This window comes from Streptomyces sp. NRRL F-2580, assembly GCF_000720115.1.
In the GTDB taxonomy this organism is placed as follows: domain Bacteria; phylum Actinomycetota; class Actinomycetes; order Streptomycetales; family Streptomycetaceae; genus Streptomyces.
This window is the reverse complement of sequence record NZ_JOIR01000052.1, coordinates 14,574-31,213: the sequence shown is the minus strand read 5'-3', so window position 1 is coordinate 31,213 and position 16,640 is coordinate 14,574. Positions and strand designations below refer to the sequence as shown.

At 70.7% G+C, this 16,640-nt stretch carries 14 protein-coding genes and 1 pseudogene; 8 read left to right on the top strand and 7 right to left on the bottom strand.

Annotation, left to right across the window (positions count from 1 at the left end; all coding sequences use genetic code 11):
- Complete coding sequence (locus tag IF88_RS0136080; protein WP_078893357.1) at positions 1 to 765, top strand: helix-turn-helix domain-containing protein; 765 nt, start codon at positions 1 to 3, stop codon at positions 763 to 765.
- 272 nt (positions 766 to 1,037) lie between these two features.
- Here the strand turns inward: IF88_RS0136080 and IF88_RS0136075 are convergent, their stop codons facing one another.
- The 4 genes from IF88_RS0136075 to IF88_RS0136060 form a co-directional block, all read right to left on the bottom strand.
- Complete coding sequence (locus IF88_RS0136075; protein ID WP_030722642.1) at positions 1,038 to 1,367, bottom strand: plasmid stabilization protein; 330 nt, start codon at positions 1,365 to 1,367, stop codon at positions 1,038 to 1,040.
- Between the two features lie 689 nt (positions 1,368 to 2,056).
- Positions 2,057 to 3,262 (bottom strand): amidohydrolase, encoded by a 1,206-nt coding sequence (locus tag IF88_RS0136070; RefSeq protein WP_030722639.1) that lies wholly within the window; start codon positions 3,260 to 3,262, stop codon positions 2,057 to 2,059.
- Between the two features lie 257 nt (positions 3,263 to 3,519).
- Positions 3,520 to 4,410 (bottom strand): glucose 1-dehydrogenase, encoded by an 891-nt coding sequence (locus IF88_RS0136065; RefSeq protein ID WP_030722635.1) that lies wholly within the window; start codon positions 4,408 to 4,410, stop codon positions 3,520 to 3,522.
- A gap of 191 nt (positions 4,411 to 4,601) precedes the next feature.
- Complete coding sequence (locus IF88_RS0136060) at positions 4,602 to 4,820, bottom strand: GlsB/YeaQ/YmgE family stress response membrane protein (RefSeq protein ID WP_051838167.1); 219 nt, start codon at positions 4,818 to 4,820, stop codon at positions 4,602 to 4,604.
- Positions 4,821 to 5,040: 220 nt separating this feature from the next.
- Here IF88_RS0136060 and IF88_RS0136055 point away from each other — a divergent pair, with 220 nt between their 5' ends.
- The 6 genes and pseudogenes from IF88_RS0136055 (at position 5,041) to IF88_RS0136030 (ending at position 14,076) form a co-directional block, all read left to right on the top strand.
- On the top strand, positions 5,041 to 5,595 hold the full coding sequence (locus tag IF88_RS0136055; RefSeq protein WP_030722629.1) for an isochorismatase family cysteine hydrolase: 555 nt from the start codon (positions 5,041 to 5,043) through the stop codon (positions 5,593 to 5,595).
- A 445-nt stretch (positions 5,596 to 6,040) separates the two neighbouring features.
- Positions 6,041 to 6,304, top strand: a complete 264-nt coding sequence (locus IF88_RS41430; protein ID WP_324617230.1) for a DUF5133 domain-containing protein — start codon at positions 6,041 to 6,043, stop codon at positions 6,302 to 6,304.
- 645 nt (positions 6,305 to 6,949) lie between these two features.
- Positions 6,950 to 8,731: an N-acetylglutaminylglutamine amidotransferase gene (locus IF88_RS0136040; RefSeq protein ID WP_030722623.1), complete on the top strand. Its 1,782-nt coding sequence runs from the start codon at positions 6,950 to 6,952 to the stop codon at positions 8,729 to 8,731.
- Between the two features lie 40 nt (positions 8,732 to 8,771).
- Positions 8,772 to 10,880, top strand: a complete 2,109-nt coding sequence (locus tag IF88_RS0136035; RefSeq protein ID WP_051838159.1) for a prolyl oligopeptidase family serine peptidase — start codon at positions 8,772 to 8,774, stop codon at positions 10,878 to 10,880.
- A 212-nt stretch (positions 10,881 to 11,092) separates the two neighbouring features.
- Positions 11,093 to 11,275 (top strand): annotated as a pseudogene (locus IF88_RS44750) (glutathione-dependent formaldehyde dehydrogenase); the annotation flags it as partial.
- Between the two features lie 320 nt (positions 11,276 to 11,595).
- Entirely contained in the window at positions 11,596 to 14,076 is a 2,481-nt protein-coding gene (locus tag IF88_RS0136030; protein ID WP_030722617.1) for a SpoIIE family protein phosphatase, read from the top strand.
- A gap of 94 nt (positions 14,077 to 14,170) precedes the next feature.
- Here the strand turns inward: IF88_RS0136030 and IF88_RS46955 are convergent, their stop codons facing one another.
- Together IF88_RS46955 and IF88_RS0136020 are read right to left on the bottom strand one after the other, a co-directional pair.
- Positions 14,171 to 14,428 carry a hypothetical protein gene (locus IF88_RS46955; protein ID WP_158754794.1) on the bottom strand — a complete coding sequence of 86 codons (258 nt, stop codon included), beginning with the start codon at positions 14,426 to 14,428 and terminating at the stop codon, positions 14,171 to 14,173.
- A 99-nt stretch (positions 14,429 to 14,527) separates the two neighbouring features.
- Positions 14,528 to 15,088, bottom strand: a complete 561-nt coding sequence (locus IF88_RS0136020) for a quercetin 2,3-dioxygenase (protein WP_030722611.1) — start codon at positions 15,086 to 15,088, stop codon at positions 14,528 to 14,530.
- Positions 15,089 to 15,195: 107 nt separating this feature from the next.
- Between IF88_RS0136020 and IF88_RS0136015 the strand changes: the two genes are divergently transcribed.
- Positions 15,196 to 15,639, top strand: coding sequence for a MarR family winged helix-turn-helix transcriptional regulator (locus tag IF88_RS0136015; RefSeq protein ID WP_030722609.1), 444 nt, complete (start codon positions 15,196 to 15,198; stop codon positions 15,637 to 15,639).
- Here the strand turns inward: IF88_RS0136015 and IF88_RS48705 are convergent.
- Positions 15,533 to 15,877 (bottom strand): hypothetical protein, encoded by a 345-nt coding sequence (locus IF88_RS48705; protein WP_234323826.1) that lies wholly within the window; start codon positions 15,875 to 15,877, stop codon positions 15,533 to 15,535. The genes IF88_RS0136015 and IF88_RS48705 overlap by 107 nt on opposite strands.
- Positions 15,878 to 16,640: the final 763 nt, after the last annotated feature.

Sequence of the window (16,640 nt, the reverse complement as noted above, 5' to 3'; positions counted from 1 at the left end):
ATGGCTGGGCATCCCAACGCCCCGCTGACGCCGGAGGGGCGCCGCCGACTGTGCGAACGGGTGGACACCGGACGTCCGATCGCCCACGTGGCGGCGGAAGCGGGGATCTCCCGGCGCTGCCTGGCCAAGTGGTACGCACGCTGGCGCGAGCAGGGCGAAGACGGACTCTTCGACCGCTCCTCCCGTCCCTCCGACAGCCCGGCCCGGACCGCGGCGGACATCGCCGACATGCTCGAGACCCTGCGGCGGCAGACCAAGCACGGGCCCGCCCGTCTGGCCGCCGACCTGGAACGGCTCCCCGGCATCACGCGCGCGCCGGCCACCGTGCACCGCGTCCTGGTCCGCCGCGGACTCAACCGGCTGCGCGACCTCGACCCGCCCAGCGGCGAGCAGCTTCGACAGGTCATCCGCTACGAGTACGGCCAGCCCGGCGACCTGGTCCACGTCGACATCAAGAAGCTCGGACGCATCCCCGAAGGCGGAGGATGGCGAATGCACGGTATCGGCACCGCCGCCGCCCGCGCCTCCAAACGCGCAGGCCCCGGCAACGGGAAGATCGGATACACGTACCTGCACTCCGCGCTCGACGACCACTCCCATTTCCGGGTACACGGCGGCATCGGCGGAAGACCACCAATCAGCGGGACCCCCGGCAGCGACTACCGCGTCGTCTTCGGTACGTCACTCGAACCCATCGACGACTCTCCGCGGCAACTCATGATCGAAGACTTCGTGGAACCAACCTCATTGAGACACCACAACTAGCCCAGCGCGGCGACTTCGGCGCCCTGCCCGAAGAGGGTCCAGGACCGGGTCGGGCAGGGCCGTCGTAGGAGAAGGCGACCGCGTCAGGGCCGCGCAGGGCGATCGTGGGCCGTCCCAACAGGCGGGTCCGCACCGTGCCGTCACGGCTGCGGCGCATCCGGTGGGGCAGCCATGCGTAGCCGTGCACCAGGAGTGCGAGCGCGCTGTCGTTCCACGGGGCGGCGTTGGCCTTCTTGGAGGAGGGCATGAAACGCGCGCACCCGGCATGACCCTCAGTGGCCGAGGGCGTTCTTGAGCTGCTGCTTGGTCATCGTGGAGCGGCCTTCGATGCCGCGCTTCTTCGCTTCCTGGTAGAGGTCGTCCTTGGTACGTTCGGACGAACCGCCGCCGCCACGGGACTTCTCGCCGCCGCGTTGCGAGGCGGACTTGCCCTGGGTGGAGCTGCGGCTCGCCGTTTCGCTCTCCCCGGAACGGGCGCGTTCCTTGTTCACCGTGCGGGAGGCCATCTCCTTCGCACGGCCCTCCGACATACCGCGCTTCTCGCCCGACTCCTTGATGTGTTCGTACTGACGCTCGCGCTTGGGGCTGGAACCTCGGGGCATGACGGAACCCTTCCTCGACAGTGTGATGTCACGGTCATGCTGCGCCTCCCCGGATCACGCCGCATCTCGCGCAATTCGAACCAGGAGCTCTCGTCGCGAGGTCGGGCCGTGACGTTCGTTGCGGCAGACGGGGAGACCAGGGTCCGATCGTCCGATGGAATGTGCGCGGGCGCGTTACTCCGAACTCCGAGGCCTCTGCCAAGCTCGCACTGTGCCCGCAGGGCAGTGGGTGGCGGCAGAGGGGTACCGGTTGCACCGACGTATCGATGTGAGCCGGCTATGAGGAGGCAACCGTTCGGTACGGGTTGGAGGTCTGCGGGGTGTGGACCGCCGAGGGGCGCGCCGTCACCCTGCGTCCAGGACTTCGGGGCGTGGCGGCCGGGGGAGCCCCGCGGACGCAGAGACAGTTGACCCCCGATGGGGACCTGTCGCCGTGGCTGGGCGCACCGGACGTCCATCGAAGCCATCAGTCCGCCCTGGGCGTGCAAGGACCCGGCCTTCTGCCGGGAGCGCTTCCCGGGCGTACCGGACGACCTGCCCTACGTATGGCCCCGGTCCGACCGGAGTACGGAGGGGGTGCCGTGAGCGGTGGGCCCCCTGCGGGGAGGGGGCGGCCCCCGCCCCGCCCCGGAGCGCCGACGTCCTCGTACGGGCAGCCGGGAACGGCACGAGGAGTCCCGTCTTGGGGATCAGAGGCCCGCCGCCGCCTTTTCCCGCTGGCGGGCCCAGGCCCGGGCGCTGATTCCGGCGTCGGTGAGGACGTCGGCCGCTGTGCAGGCCAGGGCTTCGGCGGCCGCCAGCATCACCTCGCGGCCCCGTTCCGAGGCCGCGGCCCGAGCGAAGGCCGGGGTGTGGTCCGAGGCCTCGTCGCCCAGGATCGCGACGAACGGATGGATGGCGGGGACCCGACTGCTGACGTCGCCGATGTCGGACGAGCCCAGGAACACCCCGCCGACGGGCTGCGTGAGTCGGATGCCCGAGCGTGCGAGGTGCAGGCCGAACCGGTCCGAGAGGACGTCGTTGTCCCGGAAATGGGCGTAGCCCTTGCCCAGGCGGGTCACCTCCACCGTGGTGCCGGTAGCGGCCGCCACCCCTGCGGCCCAGACGCCGACTTCGGCCACCAGCCCGTCGAGGGCGGCGCTCGTGGCCGCACGCAGGCCGAACAGGCCTTCGGCGAAGGCCGGCACGATGTTGGTCGCTTTGCCTCCGTCGGTGACGATCCCCTGCACGTGTGAGCCGGACGGCAACCGCCCGCTCATCACGGCGGCCGTGTTGAACAGCTGGATGAGGGCGGCCAGGGCATCGATCCCGCGGGTGGGATCGCCCGTCGGATGCGCTGCCCGGCCGTGAAAGCCCACGCGCACCTGCGTCTGCGCGGTCAGCGGCGCCCATGACCAGTCGTGCACGCCGGGATGGAACATCAACGCAGCGTCCACACCGTCGAACACCCCCGCTTCGGCCAGAGCGACCTTCCCCCCGCCCCGTTCCTCCGCCGGTGTCCCCACGGCGAGCACCGTGCCCTCGAATTCCTCTTCCAGGGCGCTGCGCAACGCCAGTGCGGCCCCCAGCCCCGCCGCGGCGATCAGGTTGTGCCCGCACGCGTGTCCCAGCTCCGGCAGCGCGTCATACTCCAACAGCAGTGCCACGCACCGCCCCCGCCCGCTTCCTGCGCGGGCCACGAAAGCCGTGTCGAGTCCGGCGGTCCCCGGCTCGACGGCGAACCCCGCCTGCCGGAGTTCGTCGGTGAGCAGCCGGGCCGCACGGTGCTCCTCGTAGGCGAGCTCGGGATCCGCGTGCAGGGCGCGGCTGACGGCCCACAGATCGTCCGCCCGGCGGCCGCACTCCCGCCGCAGTCGCGCGTAGAGCTCATCGGATGGATCGCGCACGTCGCCCATGTCGCCTCCTCGCAGCCTCGTGCCCGCTTCTGTCCAGCGGGCGGCCGATTACGCGCTTGCGCCGGGCCGTGAAGCCCTCGGTCTGCGGGTGACTGCTCAGCAGGCGCATCCTGGCGGATCGACCGGCCTGTACCCGCCAGCGCGCCGGGAGCGGATTCCGCTTCGTCGACTCCGCCGGCCACCCCCTGGCGCCGCGTACACCCTCTGCGTCCTGATGGAGCAACGGAGCGCGCATGGTGCGCTGCTGGCGGCCGGGGTCAGGGCAGAGGTGTGCCGCCAGTGGCGTTGACGATCTCTCCGGTGATGTAGCTCGCCTGGGGCGAAGCCAGGAACACGTAGGCGGGCGCCATCTCGGCGGGCTGGGCGGGGCGGCCCAGGGGTGACTGCTCGCCGAACTTCGTAGCATCCGGCATCGTCGCGGGGATCAGCGGCGTCCACACGGGCCCGGGTGCGACTCCGTTGACACGGATGCCGCGCTCGGCGAGCATCTGGGCCAGTCCGTGGGTGAAGGAGATGATCGCCGACTTCGTCATCGCGTAGTCGAGGAGATGCGGGCTCGGCTGGTAGCCCTGCACGGAGGTGGTGTTGACGATCGAGCCGCCACGCGGCATGTGTTCCAGGGCCTTACGGGTCAGCCAGAACATCCCGTACAGGTTGGTCTTCATCACCCGGTCGAACTGCTCCGTGGTGATCGCCTCGATGCCCTCGGGCTGGGACATCTGATAGGCGGCGTTGTTGACGAGGAGGTCGATGCGCCCGAGTTCGTGCACGGCCCGGTCGATCAGGGCCGCGCACTGCTCCTCGTCACGGATGTCACACGCGACCGGTACGGCCGTGCGGCCCGCCGAGCGGATCAGGCGCGCCGTCTCGGCCGCCTCGTCCGCCTCTTCGGAGAGGTGGGTGAAGACGACGTCCGCACCTTCGCGGGCGAACGCCAGGCAGACGGCCCTGCCGATGCCGGAATCGCCGCCGGTGACGACCGCCGCCCGGTCGAGCAGTACGTCGTGACCCTGGTAGGAGTCCTCGCCGTGGTCGGGTCGTGGCTCCATCCGCTCCGTGGAGCCGGGATGCTCCTGCTCCTGGTCGGGAAAGGGAGGGCGCGGGTGGAGTGTCACCGGGTCGGGGGCCCGGGGCTCTTCCTGAGGCATGAGTCTCCGTCGGTGCCCTTGTCGGGCGGATCAGGGGTGTGACGTCACGGTCATGGTGTGCGCGTCCGCAACCGCCCGCCATCTGACGGCGGCAGGCGGCAGGCGGCAGGCGGCAGTCGGGCCCCGTGCCTCCGGTGTGAACGGTGTCGAAGAGGCGAGAGGAGTTCTACGCCGACACGCAGCAGCCGCAATCAGGCATGCCGGTGAGAGTGCCGGCTTCCGATGGCCAGGCGGCACAGGGCCAGGAGTATGACGGAACCGATGATGGCGGCGATCCAGGTGGAGAGGTCGAAGAAGCCGTCGATGGAATCGACGCCGAAGATGACCTTGCCGAGCCGGCCGCCGAGAAGGCCGCCCGCGATGCCGATGACCATGGCGATGATGATGCCGCCCGGGTCCTTGCCCGGCATGATCGCCTTGGCGATGAGGCACGCGCCGCGGGCCTCAGGGGCTGCCGGCCTGTGCTCACGACGGTGGTGGACCGCCGGCGCGTTCCACCGGCCGCACCGCCCCGGATGATGGAGACTGGAATCAGCAGGCGGCTCGGACCTCGCGAGCCCGGGCCCACGGCGGTCCCCCGCCGACGGACGGTCGCAGGCTGGATGGACGGGACGAGAGGCGGCGGCTTCCATGCCTCGTACAGCGCTCATCGTGATCGACATGCTCAGCACCTACGCACACGAGGACGCCGAGGCCCTGGTCCCGTCCGTCAGTGAGGCGCTGCACGGGGTCACGGCACTGTTGAAGCACGCCCGGGCCAGCGACTCGCCCGTCATCTATGTGAACGACAATTTCGGGGAGTGGCGCTCGCACCACGGGGAGATCCTGCGGGCTGCCCTCCACGGCCACCACAGCGAACTGGTGGAGCCGGTCGCGCCCGACGAGAACTCGCTCTTCGTCGTCAAGGCGCGGCACTCGATCTTCTACGAAACCCCGCTGGCCTACCTGTTGGGCCAACTGGGGACCGAGCGCCTGGTCCTGTGCGGGCAGGTGACCGAACAGTGCGTGCTGTACTCGGCTCTGGACGCCCACATTCGGCACTTCGATGTCGTCGTAGCGGCCGACGCGGTCGCCCACATCGACGCCGACCTGGCCGAGGCGGCCTTGCGGATGATGCGTTGCAACATGTCCGCAGACATCTGCGCGGTGGACGACATCACCTTCGATGCCCGGCGGGTGGAGTGAACGAGGTGGGTGAAGGCGTCGCTCGCCGGTGAAGAGCCGCCGAAGCGGTGCGGGCCTGTCCCCGGTGGCTCCGGCCGGCCTGACTCTCCGAGCCGCGGGTCGGAGCCTGTCGGCAGAGACGGCCGAGCACGCGGCCGGGGTGGTTTCACCCAGGTACTGATCTACGTGGTCGATCTTCTGGGTGACGTGCTGCGTACCGAACGCCCGGGCGTCCTGCGGATCACCACCGTCAACGGCGCCCCGCGGGCCTCGGAAGAAGCGGTCGGTCCGCTATGCCGCCGGCGTCCTCGTACCCACGCACTGACCCACTGGTGACCGTGCGGGAAGCGGAGGAGTGTTTCGCGACGACGCCTGTGGTGCATGAGACGCCCGTGCCGGGGCAGGCGACGCGTCGGGGGCGGCAGGCCGCCTGTGACGCCGACGTGTGTGAAGGAGCGAGATCGTGATGATGACTCACCCCGCGGTGCTGGCACGTTTGGTGGAGGAGTACGAGAGGGAGTCGGAGCTCCGAGCCGCAGGTCCCCACGGACCGGTGCGGCAACAGATGGAGGACGTGATCTACACGCTGTGCGTGTCGACCGGGACGCGTGACATAGACGCAGCGCTGGCCGTGGCGCGAGAGCGGCTGCATACCGCCTGGCTCGGTGACGCGGATGACGCGGAGGCGGTGGCGCGGGACGGCCGGACCTTGAGTGGTACGGCGGGATAGTCGGTCCGTGCCCTGTGCCCGCGCTCCCTGGTAGAACCGGTGGCGAGCCGGCCAGGGCAACGAGTCGGCCGGTTGGGCAGCTCCCGGAGGCGCACATCCCGGTGCTGGTCGGGCCCCGGCGATCAGGGCGGCAGGCGTGGTGTCGCCGTCGATGAAGGTGACCTTCGGCCGGCGTCCCCGGGCCGCAGGTCCGCCTTCTTCAGCAGCTGTGGTCGTTGCCGTAGTCGACCTTGAAGCCGATCAGGCGGGTCCCCGGCGTGTAGCTGGACTCGGGGTTGTAGCTCCACATGTCCGCATTCACAGGATGCTCCACTTCTCCGTGATCCGTCCGTGGGCGCCGCCCACACGTCGAAGGGCGTCGAAGGCTGACGCATCGCCCGCATCGCCCGCATCGCCCGCATCGCCCGCATCGCCCGCATCGCCCGCATCGGCCCCGGCAGTGCGGCGGCGAGGAGAGCGGTCGCTTAAGGAGCGCTCGGGTGGGCAGGCGCCTCATATGTCGATCGCCTGTTCGGGCCGGCGTATCCATTGTCGGCCGAAGGGGCACGGGAGTGTAGTGATGGTGTACGTGACCAGGTGTTCCACGACGAGCGAGGCCCTGCGGGGGCGGCGCCCCCGAGGTGCCGTGAGTGCGGGGGGTTTCCCGTGTGCGGGTTGAGCGGGGAGGTGCGTTTCGACGGTCGGCGACCGGACCTCGCTGCTGTCGAACGCATGACCGATACCTTGGAGCCGCGGGGTCCGGACGGCAGAGGGGCGTGGTCTCAGGGCGCGGTGGCGCTCGGGCATCGTCGCCTGAAGATCATCGATCTTTCCGAGTGCGGCTCCCAGCCCATGACCGATGCGCAGCTGGGGCTCACCGCGGTCTTCAACGGTTGCATCTACAACTACCGCGAGCTGCGTGACCGCCTGGAAGGACTCGGTCATCGCTTCTTCTCCCGCTCCGACACCGAGGTGGTCGTCAAGGCCTACGCCGAGTGGGGCCTGGAGTGCGTCGAGTCCCTCATCGGCATGTTCGCCTTCGCCGTCGTCGAGCACCACACCGGCCGTGTCGTACTGGGCCGCGACCGCTTGGGGATCAAGCCCCTGTACATCACGCAGGACAGCGACCGACTGCGCTTCGCTTCCTCCCTGCCCGCCCTGCTGGCGGGCGGAGGCGTCGACACGTCCCTCGACCCGGTGGCCCTGCACCAGTACCTGAGCTGGCACGGCACGGTCCCGGCGCCCCGCACCGTCCTGAACGGAGTACGGAAGGTCCCGCCGGCCACCGTCCGCGTCGTCGAGCGGGACGGTACGCACCGCGACCACTGCTACTGGCAGCCGGCGTACACCCGGGACTCCGAGCTCGGCGAGGACCCGGCGCTCTGGCAGGAGGCGGTGCACGACGCGCTGCGCACGGCCGTGCGGCGGCGCACGGTCGCGGACGTCCCCGTGGGCGTGCTCCTGTCGGGCGGGCTGGACTCCAGCCTGATCGTGGCGCTGCTCGCCGAGGCGGGGCAGGAGGACATCGCGACCTTCGCGATGGGCTTCGAGGCGGAGAACGGGGAGGACGGAGACGAGTTCCGGTATTCGGACCTCATCGCGCGACGGTTCTCGACCGACCACCACCAGCTCATGATCCCGTCCGACCGCCTGCCGTCCGCGCTGGAAGCCGCGATCGGGGCCATGAGCGAGCCGATGGTGAGCCACGACGCCGTGGCGTTCCACATGCTCTCGGAACAGGTCTCCAAGGAGGTGAAGGTCGTTCTCTGCGGTCAGGGCGCGGACGAGGTGTTCGCCGGCTACCACTGGTACCCGCAGATCGCCTCGGCGGCCCGGCCGGATGCCGACCGGGCGTACGCGGACGCCTACTTCGACCGGACGCACGCCGAACTCACCGCCATGCTGCACCCCGACTTCACCACCGACCACGACGCCTCGATGGAGTTCGTCCGGACGCACATGGCCGCACCGGGGGCCGCGACCGCTCTCGACTCGACCCTCCGCATGGACGTCCACGCGCTCATGCCCGACGACCCCGTCAAACGGGTCGACAACATGACGATGGCCTGGGGCCTGGAGGCCAGGGTGCCTTTCCTGGACCACGAGCTCGTCGAACTGGCCGCGGCCTGCCCTCCGCAGCTCAAACTCGCACAGGGCGGCAAGGCCGTGCTCAAGGACATCGGACGCAAGATCCTGCCCCTTGAAGTCGTCGACCGACCGAAGGGCTACTTCCCGGTCCCCGCGGTCCGGCACATGGCCGAACCCGTGCTCGCTCGCGTACGCCACGCCCTCACGGCCCCGGATGCACGCCGACGTGGCATCTTCGACCAGCGCCTGGTCCACGAGCTGCTTGAGGCACCCAACCGCCATCGCACCAGACGCGGGGCCAACACCCTCTGGCAGGTGGCGTCGTTGGAGATCTGGCTGCAGACGCACGGAATCAAGTGAACGGTCGACGCTTGAAGCGGAAGCCTGGGAGAGGCGGCCCATGTCCCCGGAGCACACGACACCCCTGAGGCACGCGCACGGAACGTCCCGCAGGGCCGCCGGTCCTCCCATTGCCGGAGGGTCCCCGCCGGCCCCGGACCCGGTACCGGCCCCGGGGCCGGTTGCGATGCCCTCCCATCGCGGCGTCGACCCGCCGACCCTCCTGGCCGCCCACGGATGCTGGTACCCGTCGGCCGACCCCACGGGCGTGCACGTGGCGTTCATCTGTGACCGGGCCGGGGTCCCCCAGCTGTGGAGCGGGCCCGCCCGGGGGACGGAGGTGCACGTGCTGGACGGCGATCCCGACCCGGTGGCCGAGGTGTCCTGGTCGCCGGACGGGCGCTGGATCGCCTACACCTCGGCGCCGGGGGGCGGGGAGCACACCCGTGTCCTGGTGGTGCGCCCGGACGGCACCGGACGTCAGGTGCTCGCGGGCGCGGAGCCGGGGAGTTCGGCCCACCTCGGGTGCTGGACGCGTGACGGCACCGCCCTCGCCGTCACGGTCGCCCAGCTCTCCCCGGTGCGCTCGGAGCACGCCGGACCGGGTCACCTGCCGCCGGGCGTGGAGGGTGCGTTGCCGACCGGGGGAGGGGCACCGGGCTCGGCGTGGTCCGAACGCGGCGGTCCCACCCTCGGCCCGGCCCGGAGCGGCGGGCTGGCCGCCTATCTGGTCGACCCGGACGCGGCGACCGCACCGGTCCTGCTGTTCGGCGAGGAGGGAGCCGCCTCCCTTCGGGTGTGCGACATGAGTGCGGACGGCCGCCTCGCGCTCGTCCGCCGAGGTCCGCGCGGCCGACGGGAGGCTCTCGTACTCGACACGGCTTCGGGCCGCACCACCTTCGCCCTGCACGTCGCCGACGGGGACCCCTGGATCGGCCGGTTCTCGGCCGACACGCGGACGCTGTGGCTACGCAGCGACGCGGAACGGGAGTTCGCGGCCCTGCTGAGGGTACGGCTGGACGAGGGAGGCAGGTCCCTGGGGCTGTCCGTTGCCGCCGAGCGGGAGGATTCCGCCCTCGATCTGCTGAGCGTGCCCGACCACGGCCGGTCGGCCGTGCTCGCCTGGAACGCGCACGGCGCGACCGAGCTGGAAAGCGTGGGGCTCACCCTCGACCGTACGGACGGCGCCATCGGACCGCGCCACCATCCCGTCCTGCCCCACGAGGTGGTGACCCGGATCGCGCCCGTGGAGCGCGGCGGACTGTTCGCCGCCCTCTCGGGATCCCGGCGCAGGCCCGGCATCTGGGAACTGGACGAGGCCCTCGCCCCCGCGCGCACCGGCTGGTCGGCGCGGGACGAGGACGCGGTCCCGCCGGGGCGACCTCCCGTACGCCCGGTGCCCCTGCGGTGCGAGGCCCGGGACGGGCTCGTACTCGGTGGCTGGTACTACCGGGCGCCGGAGCAGGACCCGGGCCGGCCGGCCCCGTGCGTCATCCACCTCCACGGCGGACCGGAGGAACAGGAACGGCCCGTGTTCAATCCGCTCTACCACGAACTCCTCGGCAGGGGCCTGGACGTGTTCGCCCCCGACGTCCGCGGCTCGTCCGGCTGGGGCCGGTCCTTCGTGGACGCCGACCTCGGCGCCGGCCGGTTCGCGGCGATCGACGACGTCGCCGACTGCGCGGCACACGTGGTCTCGCTCGGCTACGCCGACCCCCTGAGGCTCGGGGTGATGGGCCGCTCGTACGGCGGATACCTCACCATGGCTTCCCTCGTGTGGCATCCGGACCTCTTCCGCGGCGGGGTCGCAGTGTGCGGGATGTCGGATTTCGCCACCTTCTTCGCCGGTACGGAGCCGTGGATCGCGCAGTCCGCAGCCGCCAAGTACGGACATCCCGAACACGACAGGGAACTGCTGCGCTCCCTGTCCCCGATGAGCCGCATCGATCAGCTGCGCGCCCCTGTGCTGGCCGTCCACGGCGAGCACGACACGAACGTGCCGCCGACGGAGTCGGAGCAGTTCGTCCGCGCGGCGCGCGACCGCGGGGTGCTGGCGCGGCAGCTGACGCTGCGCAATGAGGGCCACGAATTCCTGCGGGCGGACAACCGGAGGCTCTACCGGCGCGCTGCCGCGGACTGGCTGGAGCGGCATCTCCGCCCGGCCCAGTGACGATGTCCGTTTCGGCAGCGGTGTCGGGGCAGGCGCGAGGCGTGGACCATGTGACAGCACCGGTACTCGATGTGTTGGCCCCTCCCACGAAAGCGGGCAGACCCCGTTCACGCCCCCGGGACACAAGCAGGGACGGGGCGCCGACCCCTGCCCGCCGCCGGACCGCACGAGAAGCTGCTGGTCGGCCGGGACGCGCACAAATCGGTGGTGCCGCCATCGACCTCGTCCGCCGCGGCGGCACCATTTCGGTGTCCGGGGTCTACGGAGGTGCGGCCGATCCGCTGCCCCTGCTGACCATGTTCGACAAGCAGCTCACGTTGCGCATGGGCCAGGCCAATGTCCGGCGCTGGGTCGACGACATCCCCCCTCTGCTCACCGACGGAGAAGAAGCAGGACGGCGCCGTCAGGTCCTCTTCACACCCTGGTCCGACCGCTCGCGGCCGCCCGCGGTGATGCGTCGACCGCGGGCAGACCGGCCCGGCCAGATCGGCGCGGCCAGATCGGCGCGGCCAGATCGGCGCGTTCCTGCTCGGACAGGCCGGCGAACTCGGGGGCAGGCGGTGGACGACCCTCTGCCGACGTGCGGCGGCGCGGTGATACTGAAGGTAAGCCGACTGCTCAACCACTGATTTTTCTGATCACTCTGGGTAGTCGCCGCGGCAATGCCCGTTGCACGGTCCGTTCGGCAGGTCGAGCAGGTCGAAGGGTGGCAGCGATGCACGCACCGGCGCCGGGATCGGGTGAGGCGCCCGAGGACCCGTTCGCGCTGCACAACTCCGCCTCGGCGGTTGTGGACGACCACGGCAGGGTCGTCGGCTGGAGCGAGCGCGCACAGCAGCACCTCGGCTACCTGCCGGAAGAGGTGCTGGGCCGCACGGCCTTGGAATTCTTGTTCGATTCTCGTGATCGTGAGGCGGTCCGGGACGCGGCGGCCGCGTGCGAGCGCGACCGGGGCTGGTCCGGCCTCCTGCCCGTCCTGCACCGCAGCGGGCGACGGGTGGAACTGGGCTTTCGCGCCCGCGCCGTCATCCGCGCCGGCTCCGCCCGCGAGTGGTTCCTCGTCGTAGCACCGGCGGATGAGGTGCTCCAGTGGGAGACGGACCGGTCGGTCCTGGACGGTCTGTTCCGGCGCTCCCCGATCGGTCTGTCCGTCCACGCCCCCGATCTGAGCATCCTGCGGATCAACCGGGCGCTGGCCCGGTTCACGCAACTCTCCGCGGCGGAGATCCGAAGCCGACGCATCGGCGACTTCCTCATCGGTCCGGACGTCGAGACCATCGAAACCCGGCTGCGACGGGTGCTGGAGACGGGCGCCCCCCTGATCTTCACCGAGCAGCCCTGTCGCCTGAGGAGTGACCCCGGCCACGAGCGGGTGGTCTCGGTGTCGGCGTTTCGGATGGAGGACCCCGTCGGCGGGATCCTCGGAGTCACCCAACTGGTGGAGGACGTCACCGACCGCTACCGGGCCCGGCGGCGGCTCGCCCTGCTCAACCGGGCGAGCGCCCGGATCGGGACCACACTGGATCTCGCCCAGACCACCCGGGAACTGGCCGACGTCGCCGTCCCCGACCTCGCGGACGCCGTCTCGGTGGATCTGCTGGAGTCGGTCGCCCGAGGCGACGAGACCGCCGAGCAGACGACAGGACCGGTCCGCAGGATGGCGGTCCACTCGGTCATGGCAGAAGCGCTGCGGGTGATGTACTCCGCCGGAGAGGTCTTCCACTTCGATCCTCGTACCCCCCAGGCCAGGTGCCTCGCCGAGCAGCAGCCCATCCTCGAACCAGTGCTCCAGAGCAGCCCCGGCTGGTACTTCCAGGATCCGGAGCGCACACAGCGCGCCCTCGGTCTGCACGCGCACTCGCTGATCGTCGTACCGCTGACGGCCCGCGGTCTGCTCCTCGGCCTGCTCAGCCTGTGGCGCGCCGAGCGGCCCGAGCCGTTCGAGGAGGACGACCTCACGCTCGCGGAGGAATTCGCCGCGCGGGCCGCCCTGTGCATCGACAACGCCCGCCGCTACACCCAGCAGCATCAGGCCGCGTTGACCTTGCAGCGCAGCCTGCTGCCGCAGGCGCTGCCCGAACACAGCGCGGTCGAGGTCGCGCACCTCTATCTGCCGGCCGATGCCGCCACCGGTGTCGGCGGCGACTGGTTCGATGTCATCCCGCTTTCCGGAGCACGCGTCGCCCTCGTCGTCGGCGATGTCGTCGGCCATGGTCTCCACGCCGCGGCCACCATGGGCCGCCTGCGCACGGCCGTGCACACCCTCGCCAACCTCGACTACGCTCCGGACGAGGTCCTCTCCCACCTGGATGACCTGGTCAACCGCCTGGCGGCTGAGCAGGAGCCTGCCGACGGACGCTCGCGGGGGCAGCAGATCGTCGGCGCCACGTGCCTCTACGCGGTCTACGACCCCACCTCCCGGCGCTGCACCATGGCCCGGGCAGGTCACTTGCCCCCCGCCGTGGTGACCTCCGACGGCACGGTGAGCCTGCCCGATCTTCCCGAGGGACCGCCGCTGGGGCTGGGCGGGCTTCCGTTCGAGTCCGCCGAATTGGAGCTCGCCGAGGGAAGTCTGCTGGCGCTGTACACGGACGGCCTGGTCGAGGCCCGTGGCCTCGACCTCGACGAGGGGCTCTCGCGGCTGCGAGAAGCCCTGTCCCGGCCCGGCCGCTCGCTGGCGGAAACCTGCGCGGACGTGCAGAACGCCCTGCTGCCGGATCACCCACCGGATGACGTCGCACTGCTGCTCGCCCGCACCCGCGTGCTGGCGTCGGAGCAGGTCGCCTCCTGGGAACTGCCCGCAGAGCCGACCGCCGCCGCCCGGGCACGGCACCTGACGGAGACCACACTGACCGGGTGGGACTTGGAGGAGCTGGCCTTCACCGCGGAACTGGTCGTCAGCGAACTGGTCACCAACGCCTACCGGTACGGCGGCGGCACGCCGTTGACCCTGCGGCTCATCCGCGACCGCAGCCTGATCTGCGAGGTCTCCGACAGCAGCAGCACCGCTCCGCACCTACGACGGGCACGCACCACCGATGAGGGAGGACGCGGCCTCTTCCTGGTGGCCCAGCTCACCGAACGATGGGGCACCCGCTACTCCCGGGACGGCAAGACCGTCTGGACGGAGTTCCCCCTTGCCGCAGCCGCGGAGGGGCACTCCGCGGCTGCGGCGAACCTTGCGTGGAACGGGTGACACCAGGTGAGTCGTTCGAGGCGCGGGTCGTCCCTGACCGTGGCGGGAACCGCTCGTACGCCGTCGGATGCCGGGTGTACTGCCCGCATGGCATTCACAAGCAGTGCACGGTCGTGCGGACCGGCATATATGAAGGCATCCAGGGCGGCACTTTCGGGGCGGGGATCAGCGCCCAGTCAGCGGGCGCGGAGCGGTTGTGCCTGCACCGGCTGGTGGTGCGCGTGCCCGCGCTCCAGCCCCCGCCGTGCAGGTAGAGGACGACGGGCAGGGGCCCGTGCGTCGTGTCGGGCAGCCACACATCGAGTTCGAGCGGTCGGGTGCCCGCACGGTAGGCGTACGGCACACCGCGCAACAGGCGTACGCCGGTTGCAGGGTGCGCGGCGGGAGCGGCAGCCGCTCGGGGGCGGGCGGCGCCAGGAACGAGGCGAGGTCGGGCGTCAGCGGCGCGGGGTCAGCTCCCGGTGCGCCACTGGTGTCCGGGCAGGAAGCGCACCTCGTACCGCTCGGGCACGGTGGCGAACTTGTGCGGACCAGGGACGTACGGTTCGGGCGGCAGACCGAGTTCCTCGGTCGGGACGCCGAGGTTCTCGAAGAACCGCTCGAAGGTGCCGCCGGGTCCTGCGGCCACGCCGACGACCCGGCTGTGGTGGCGCTCGATGCGGTAGGCGTGCGGGCAGTTCTTGGTTACGAAGCCGAAGTCGCCCGCGGTGAGCAGCCTTTCGTACTGCTCACCCTCCAGGTCCTCGACGAAAAGCCGCACCGCATCGTCCGTGATGTAGAAGACCTCGTAGGTGTCGGAGTGGACGTGGGCCGGGATCACGTCGCCTTTGGGACCCTCGACGGTGAAGAAGTTGAAGGCGTTCTCGGTCTGCTCGCCGCCCGTGTAGACGGTGACCAGGTCGGTGAACAGGTGGGCGCGGTCGCCCAGGCCCTTCTCGATGAAGTACGGCTTCCCGGGTTCGGCCGGGATGTGCGACCGCGGGCGGTGGGGACGGGCGAACTCCAAGGTCATGAGGGCCTCTGGCGCGACGGGAACAGTGAATGTCAGGCTACCTGACATTCACTGCCCGGGAGCCCCCGTACGGTCGTTATCCTCGAAACCTCATCCCGTAAGGAACCATGACCACCCCCGCACCCAACCTCCCCCAGCTGCTCACCGAGGCCAAGCGCTGGTTCGACGACGCGTTGCTGGCCAGCATGCGGGCCGCCGGCGAGCAGCCGGTCACCGTCGGGCAGGCGGCCGTCTTCGCCGCCCTCGACGAAGAGGGCACCACGGTCTCGGGACTGGCCCGCAGGATGGGCGTCACGCGGCAGACCGCCCACCAGGCCGTGCACGCCCTCATCGGCATGGGGCTGCTGGAACAGGCGCCCGATCCCGCCTCTGCCCGGAGCCTACTGATCCGCCCCACCGCCGAGGGTGCCCGCGTGCATCGACGGGCCCAGGACACCCTCGCCGTCATCGAAGGCGTCCTGGCGGAACGCATCGGCGCCGATGCCGTTGGCGCCCTGCGCGAGGCGCTGACCGTCCCCATGGGGGAGCCCCCGCTGGTCGAAGCACCCTGAGCGGCATCGACGCGCGGCCGATCGGGCGGAACAACAGCGACAGGGTGCAGATCGCGCCGCTTTCCGTGCGCAGCTGGATCGACATGTCCATCGCGATGCCGAGCTCGGGGTGGACCGGGCCCCGGACCGCGTTGGCCTGCACGATCGGCGAGCCGGTCTGGTAGGCGAACAGGTCGACGGTGTGCGGGGCGTGGTGCCACAGCAGATGGTCGGTCCAGGAGCGCGGCCGGCCGTCCATCTGCTGGATGCGGTAGTCCCGGCCTGGACCTGCCGCCGTACCCACTGGTGGCTCGGGTTGAAGCGCCGCGTGTGCCCCACCATCGCGACCAGTCCGGTGCGCTGCTGCGCTTCCAGGCACGCCTCGGCATCCAGCGAACTTCCCGGCGCTGTCGAGGGTGCCGCTCACGACGGCGGCCACCTCGACGCGATCCGCCTGAGCGCGGCCGCGTGCTTGGCGCCGAAGGCGCCGCCTCCGGCCAGGGCGATCCGGACGGTCTGGCCGTCGGTCATGTCACTCCTTCACGGCCGTCTCCCGGGCCCGCGGGGCGAGCCGGTGTCGAAGGGGTCCGTACCGGCCAGGTGGCCCGACGTCGACTTGTAACTCCACACATGTTCAGTCACGCGAAAACAACTCCTCGGTCAATGGGGGACGGCGGGGAAATGCCCTCTCCGCCGATCCTCCTTCTTCCGTACGTCGTGTTCGGCGGTGTGCTGCGTTCCGCCTGAACTCCGCTTGCCCCGCTTTCACTGCTTCACGCACCCGGATCGAATGCGGGGTAGTGCCGGCACGTCCCGTTCGGCATGCGCCGCACCCAAGGAGACCGACCCCTGTCACGTTCGAACGACGGGGACTGGCCGCGTAGTTCGGTGGGTCGATCACGGGCGCGGTCTGCCTCGGCGCGATGGTGAGCAAGAAGATCCAAGAACCTGTCGTGACAATCAAAGGTCCGGACGTTTGGAACCCTCGAAGCGGTGAAGACGAGCGTTATCACCGGCTCTGT

Excerpts from the sequence above, each read along its gene's own strand:
- IF88_RS0136080 (WP_078893357.1), top strand. The coding sequence starts at position 1 with ATGGCTGGGCATCCCAACGCCCCGCTGACGCCGGAGGGGCGCCGCCGA.
- IF88_RS0136075 (WP_030722642.1), bottom strand. The coding sequence starts at position 1,367 with ATGCCCCGAGGTTCCAGCCCCAAGCGCGAGCGTCAGTACGAACACATC.
- IF88_RS0136070 (WP_030722639.1), bottom strand. The coding sequence starts at position 3,262 with ATGGGCGACGTGCGCGATCCATCCGATGAGCTCTACGCGCGACTGCGG.
- IF88_RS0136065 (WP_030722635.1), bottom strand. The coding sequence starts at position 4,410 with ATGCCTCAGGAAGAGCCCCGGGCCCCCGACCCGGTGACACTCCACCCG.
- IF88_RS0136060 (WP_051838167.1), bottom strand. The coding sequence starts at position 4,820 with ATGCCGGGCAAGGACCCGGGCGGCATCATCATCGCCATGGTCATCGGC.
- IF88_RS0136055 (WP_030722629.1), top strand. The coding sequence starts at position 5,041 with ATGCCTCGTACAGCGCTCATCGTGATCGACATGCTCAGCACCTACGCA.
- IF88_RS41430 (WP_324617230.1), top strand. The coding sequence starts at position 6,041 with ATGATGACTCACCCCGCGGTGCTGGCACGTTTGGTGGAGGAGTACGAG.
- IF88_RS0136035 (WP_051838159.1), top strand. The coding sequence starts at position 8,772 with ATGTCCCCGGAGCACACGACACCCCTGAGGCACGCGCACGGAACGTCC.
- IF88_RS0136030 (WP_030722617.1), top strand. The coding sequence starts at position 11,596 with ATGCACGCACCGGCGCCGGGATCGGGTGAGGCGCCCGAGGACCCGTTC.
- IF88_RS0136020 (WP_030722611.1), bottom strand. The coding sequence starts at position 15,088 with ATGACCTTGGAGTTCGCCCGTCCCCACCGCCCGCGGTCGCACATCCCG.
- IF88_RS0136015 (WP_030722609.1), top strand. The coding sequence starts at position 15,196 with ATGACCACCCCCGCACCCAACCTCCCCCAGCTGCTCACCGAGGCCAAG.
- IF88_RS48705 (WP_234323826.1), bottom strand. The coding sequence starts at position 15,877 with ATGGACGGCCGGCCGCGCTCCTGGACCGACCATCTGCTGTGGCACCAC.